At 69.2% G+C, this 6877-nt stretch carries 1 protein-coding gene; it reads right to left on the bottom strand.

Annotated elements, in window-relative coordinates; genetic code table 11:
* Nucleotides 1-32 precede the first annotated feature (32 nt).
* A partial coding sequence (locus tag AC27KI_RS16605) for a putative Ig domain-containing protein (protein ID WP_487114810.1) occupies nt 33-6877 on the bottom strand: 6845 nt, incomplete at its 5' end.

Raw genomic sequence — 6877 nt, 5'->3', positions numbered from 1 at the left:
GTGCCTATTAATGGCGGCCGTGCCGGTCAGCGTCAGGTTCTCCACGTTCGCGCCAGGGTGTGGGTGATGGAAGACTCCACGGCATCCGTCCCGCCGTTGGCGGCCTCGATCACCGTGTCGCCCGCGTTGTCCACCACGTACACGTCGTTGCCTGCGCCACCGGTCATCGCGTCCGCACCCGCGCCGCCGTCCAGCCGGTTCGCACCGGCATTGCCCACGAGCGCGTTGGCAAGCGCATTGCCCGTGCCGTTGATGGCGGCCGTACCGGTGAGGGTCAGGTTCTCCACGTTCGCCGCCAGGGTGTAGGTGACGCTGGACAGCACCGTGTCGGTGCCCGCATTCGCAGCCTCCACCACCTTGTCGGAGGCGTTGTCGACCACGTAGGTGTCGTCACCGCCCAGGCCCGTCATCGTGTCAGCGCCAGCGCCGCCGTCGATGGTGTCGTTGCCGCTGGTGCCGGTGAGGGTGTCGTTGCCGCTGGTGCCTGCAATCGTGCTGGACTGCACGGTCAACGAAAACTTCTGAGAGGCCTTGGCACCCGCCTCGTCCGTCGCTGTGATGGTGATTTCGTAGCTGCCCGCCGGCGCCGAGGTGCTGGAGGAGCGCAGCGTCTTCTTGGCAGCGTCGAACGTCAGCCACGCCGGCAGCGCAGCGCCGGATGACAGGGTGGCGGAATAGGTCAGCACGTCGCCCTCGTCCTCGTCGACAAACGCATCGGCCGGCAAGGCAAAGCTCCATGCGGCGCCTTGTTTGAACGATTGGGCGGTGAGCGGGGTCTTTGCCACTGGCGCGTCGTTCACAGTCTCCACCCACACATCGAAGCCCAGGCGCGCCGAGGCACCTGCACGGTCGGTGACCACCAGTGCCACGGCCAACGTACCGCCGTCGTTGCCCGTCGGCGTGCCGTGGAAGGTCCGGGTGGCGGCGTCGAACGAAAGCCAGGCTGGCAGGGGCCCTCCGTTGAAGTGCTGGGCACTCCACGTCAGGACATCGCCCGCGTCGGCATCGGTGAACGTGCTGGCAGGCACCGTGAACCGCCATTCGGCGTCTTCCGTGGCGCGCTGCTGCGCGATCGCAGCCCCCGCCACGGGCGGCCGGTTCCCCGCGGCGATGCTCAGCGCGAAACTGCCACTCGCCTGCGCGCCCATCGCATCGGTGGCCGTCACGCGCACGTTCAAAGCGCCCTGGTCGGCGGCGGCTGGGGTGCCACTGAACGAGGGTTTGGATGCATCGAACACGAGCCACCCGGGCAAAGGCTTGCCATCCGCCAGCGTGGCGCTGTACGTCAGCACCTCACCCGCGTCCTCGTCCTTGAACGCGCCCGCCGGCAACGCGAAGCTGAACGGCGTGTTCGTGGCGGCCTTGGCCTCGGGCAGCGCTGCCGACAGGAGCGGCGCGTGGTTCACGGTGTTCGGGTCGGTCATGCGCATCAGCGCGTCGAAACCCCAGGCAGTGCCGTCGGCGAACTCGATGCGCCGCACCGCGTTGAATTCCTGGTCTCCGTAGAAGCCCTGCACGGTGACCTGGTCGGTGGTGCCGCGAATGCCCACGACCAAGGTATCGCCGACCCGCCGCACGCTGACGTCGGAGGCCACGACACCGGCCTTGAAGCGCAGCGCCTGCTGCCGGTCCGCGCTGGCGCGGCCCGTCCATGCCGTGATCACGTCCTGGCCATCGCCCCGCCCGAAACGGAAGACATCGCCTCCGACGAGCGTGTCGTTGCCCGTGCCGCCGTCCATCACGTCGCGCCCGGCATAGCTCACCAGGCGGTCATCGCCCGCGCCACCCAGCAGCTCATCGTTGTCCCAGCCGCTGGAGTACAACGAAGCACTCGGGCGGATGGCTGCGTACTGGTCTTCCACCACGTCGTCGCCCGCACCGCCTTCCAGGATGTCGTCCTGGAAGGAGCCGCTCACGGTGTTGTTGCCGGCGTTGCCCACCAGGTGCACGCCCTGCGCAGGCTGGTTGCCGCGCAGTTGCCCGTTGGCCGCGAGGTTTTCCACATTGGCGTAGTCGTCCAGGCGGAACACCTTGCCGCTGGAATGGTAGGCCGCGGCGCCAATCGCCATGACGTCGATGATGACCCGGTCCGTGCCGCCGCCGGCCTGCTCGACCACCGCGTCGTCGATCCCCACGTAGTAGGTGTCGTCACCGCCCTTGCCGGTGAGCACGTTGCGCGCCGTGTTCCTGGACGCGCGGATCTGGTTGGCCTGGTCGTTGCCGGTGGCGTTGATCGCCTGGTCGCCCAGCAGTTCGATGTTCTCCACATGGAGCGGCAGGTCGATGGAAATGCGGGAGGAGACCACCGTGTCGTTGAGGGACAACTGGGTCCCGTTGTCCGCGATGCCCGTCTCCACCACTTTGTCGCCCAGGCTGTCGAGGACGTAGTAGTCGTCCTCGGCGCCGCCGATCAGCGTGTCGTTGCCCAGGCCCCCATCCAGGACGATGCCGCCGAGCACTTCAGAACGGTTGCGCATCAACGTGGCACTGATGCGACCCTGGTTCGTCGCGTCGATCGTGTTGTCGCCGGTGTTTCCGCTGAGCTGGAGCCGGGATTCGTCCGCTCGTCCATCGTAGAGCTGGTAGGAAGGCTGGAATCCGTAATAGGACTCCAAGGGGATCATTCGGAAGGTATTGCTCCAGTCCATCAGCACGAGGTTCTCGACGTTCTCGTCCAGCATCCGGTTCTTGGCATCGAGCAGCAGAGTGTCGTTGCCCTCCCCGGCACGTTCCACGATGACGTCCATGTTTTCGCTGGCACTGCCGGCCGCATCCACGTAGATGTCGTCGCCCGCACCGCCCACCAGGCGGTCCGTTCCGCCCATGCCGTTGAGTACGTTGTTGCCCGCGTTGCCGGTGATGACGTTGGCGGCGGCATTGCCGACACCCGCAATGTCCAGTGACCCCGTGAGCGTGAGGTTCTCCACCTCGCCGGGCAGCACATACGACACGGCACTGCTGACCGTATCGGTGCCCTGGCCCGCGCCTTCGGCGATGGTGTCGGCCACATGGTCCACGGTGAAGGTGTCGTCGCCTGACGTGCCCTGCATCGCATTGGCCGTGCCGCGAGCGTCCACCGTGCGGCTCTGGATGTCCTGCAGGCTCCAGCGCGCGCCATCGGCGAACTCGATCCCTTCGATCCCGCCCCCCGCACTGAAGAACCCCGGAATCCACACCTGCCCGCCCCCGGGCAGCACGGCCACCAGCGAGTCCGCCGCAGCGAACGCCGTCGTGCGGCCGGTCAGGTCGGTGGGAGGGCTGGAGGTGCGCACCAGCTTCACGTCCGCCGCGGCGATGCCCGCCCCGAAGCGCAGCGTGTCCGTGCCACCGGTCTCGGTGATCACGTCGCGCCCCTCGCCCTTGCCGACCAGGTACACGTCGTCGCCCAGGCCGCCTTCGAGCACGTCGTTGCCCGCATCGCCCGACAGCACGTCGTTGCCGCCCTGGCCCCGCAGGGTGTCGTCGCCCGCGCCACCGGCGAGGCGGTCGTCGCGCCAGTCGAAGCCGATCACCGTGTCCGCACCCGCGGTGCCCTGGAGCGCGCGCTCGCGCAGGTTCTCCAGCGTCCACACGGTGGCGGGACTGCCCGCGAAGCGCACCTCGGCCACGCCGCCCGGCTGCGCGTTGCGCAGCAGGCCCTGCAGCTCCACCGAGACGCGGAGCGCGCCGGACACCGGGTCCCGGGCGACCAGCATGGCCGCGCCGTTCACGTGCGTGACGGTCACGTCCTTCGGCGCGATCGAAGCGTCGAACTCCAGCACGTCCTGCGACACGGCGTCGTCCTGCACGATCACATGCCGCCCGCCCGGGCCGAAGCGGAAGGTGTCCGCCCCCTCGCCGCCCGACAGGCGCGAGGTGCCGCTGGTGGAGGCCACCAGCACGTCGTCTCCGGCTTCGCCATAAAGCAGGTCGGCCGCGATCGCACTGCCTTCGCCTGCGATCAGCGTGTCGTTGCCCTCGCCCCCGCGCAGCGTGTCCGCGCCTTGCGAGCCGCGCAGCACGTCGTTGCCGGCAAGCCCCTCGATGACATCGTTGCCGGCCAGGCCGTCGAGTTCGTCGTCACCGGCACCGCCCTGCAGCGCATCGTCGCCGGCCGTGCCCACGTTGGCTCGGCGGTAGGCATCCTGGTAGCTCCACACCGTGGCGGGCGCATCCTCGAAGGTGAAGCGCAGCCCCTGGCGGTCGGCCTCGAAGCCCATGAAGCCATCGATGCGTAGCTGCTGCACGCCACCGGCTCCCGTGCCGGGCCATTGCAAAAGCAGATCCTTGCGTCCGTTGCTGCCGGGCACGGCAGCCAGGGTCACGTCCTGGGGCGCGATGCCGGTGGCAAAGCGCACGGTGCGCGCCGTGCCTGCGGCAGTGCGGCCGTCCAGCAGCAACGTCTGCCCCGTAGCAGCCACCGAACGGCGCACGACCAGGGTGTCGTTGCCCGCACCCAGAGTGACCTGGGCGCCGGGCACCTCCACCGTGTCATCGCCGTCCCCGGCATAGACCGCACTGCCCGTGCCGGTGATGCGGTCATTGCCATCGCCACCATCGAAGGTGTTGTAGCCCACGCTGTCGGACAGCACGTCGTCGCCGGCATTGCCATAGAGCTGGTCGTCGCCGGCTCCACCGTCGATCGTGTCGTTGCCACGCCCGCCGCGCACCACGTCCTGACCGCCCTGCGCATTCACGTTATCGCCGCCCGGCAGCAGGTGGATCGTGTCGGCGCCCGCGCTGGCCTGGGCGTTGCCCGGCGTGAGCGGCAGATCGGCCAGCGCGAAGGCCGCACCGCCTGCGAACTCCACACGCGCCAGCGGTTGATCGGCATAGGCCGAGCGCACGGTCACGCGGTCGTCCGTTCCGACGACGCGCACCAGCAAATCGTCGTCCACCCGTGAGACCACCAGGTCGGACAGCGCCAAGCCCTCCTTGAAGCTCAGCACATCGACCGCGCCGGCCTCGGCAGGCCCGGCAGAGAACTCGTCCTTGCCATCGCCGCGCCCGAACAGGAAAACGTCGCTGCCAGCTTCGCCGTACACCTTGTCGTTGCCGGCGCCTGCATCGATCACGTCGTTGCCCGCGCCGCCCCACACCTGGTCGTCGCCGCTGCCGGCATTCACCACGTCGTTGCCGAATCCTGCGTAGATCCGGTCGCTGCCGTCGCGCCCCGTGATGAGGTCACGGTAGGCGGTGCCCTCGCCATACCAGGCGCCCGAATCGGTGCGTGCGCGCATGTCCAGCACGATGCCCTGGGCCACCGCTTCGTCCCAGGTCACGGCCGAGCCATCGGCGAACTCCAGGCGGTCGAAGGTCCGTCCGTCCTCGCCCGTCAGGCCATCCAGGCGGATCGAGTCGCCGCCCGCACCGCCCGGCTCCGCACCGTAACGCAGGAACAGCGCCATGTCGCTCCCCACGTACTGGCGCACCAGCGACACCCCAGCCGCCGTGATGCCCTCGCCGAACTCGAACACGTTGGCCTGGCGGGTGCCACCGCTGGGCAGGCCCGCCAGGGTGGCGCCACTCACTGAGCCAATGGCCACGTCCTGCCCGTCGCCCAGCCGGAACCGCAGCCGCGCGCCACCCGTCTCATTGGCCGGCGACAGGTCAAAGGTATCGTTGCCTCCGGCCCCTTCCAGCGTTGCGCCGCCGGCCGCCACGACCATGAAGTCGGCGCCGGCGCCCCCGAACGCCTCGCCTCCTGCGCCCGCCGCCAGTGTCTTGTCCTCCGTCACGTTGGCACGGATCCACTCGGACACGCGCGTTTGCACCCCATCGACCACCAGGGTCTCGAATGCACCCGTGAACCCGTCCTCCAGAATGAGTGCGCGCTGCTCGGCAGGGTCCCCCACGCTCAGCGCCAGATTGGCCGCCCTGTTCGTGCGCGCGGCCTGCAGCCGGCCCGAGACGACGACGGTGTCGTTGCCGCCCGCGTCGCGCAACAGCTCGGCGGTGCTGGTCGAGTTCACCGGCACGTCGTCCGCCTCCAGCACGTAGGTGTCATCGCCCAGCCCCCCGTCCATCCAGTCGCTGCCGGCCCCGCCCTGCAAGGTATCGTTGCCCGCACCGCCGCTCAAACGGTCGTTGCCCTCGCCACCCATAAGTGCGTCGTTGCCGTTGCCGCCCATCAGCGCGTCGTTGCCGGCCCCGCCATCCAGTACGTCGTTGCCGGTGAGGGTGGATACCGCTTTCTCGGTGCGTTCGTCCTCGCCGGCCAGCCAGTCGTCGCCGTCGCCCCCGCGCAAGGTGTCGTCGCCACCGCCGCCGTAGAGAGCATCTTCGCCTGCGCCGCCGTCCAGCAGGTCGGCGCCGTGCCACTGCGCATCGATCTCGCCCGTGCGGTCGTCGCCCTCCAGGATGTCCTTGCCTGCGCCGCCCAGCAGCACGTCGTTGCCGCCGCCGCCGAACAGGTCATCGTCGCCGTCACCGCCATCGAGCAGGTCGTCCCCGGTTTGCGGGCCGTTCATGCGCAGGTGGTCGCCATAGATCCGGTCGTCACCCGCCCGGCCATAGAGCAGGTCGTTCTTGCCGCCGCCCATCAGGGTGTCGTCGCCCGCGCCGCCGTCAAGCACGTCGCTGCCATGGCGCGCGGCATCCAGCGTGTTGCGCATGACCATGCTGGCGCCGTGGTAGGTCAGCGTCTGCACCGCCTGCTCGCCGTCCATGGCCTGCACGGTGTAGTCCCCTTCCAGCCAGTCGTTGCCGTCCCCGCCCTCGATGAAGTCGTCGCCGTCGTAGCCGGCGACCATGTCCGAACCCGCGCCGCCGAACACGATGTCGTTGCCCGCACCCGCATTGACCACGTCGTCGCCCGCGCCGGCGTAGATGGTGTCGCGCCCGCGCCCACCCCCACGTTGCCCACGAAGGCCTTCCCGTCGTTCATCTGCGCGAAGGT

The organism is Acidovorax sp. KPB24-03, assembly GCF_057546605.1.
This window is presented reverse-complemented; position numbering and strand designations above follow the sequence as displayed.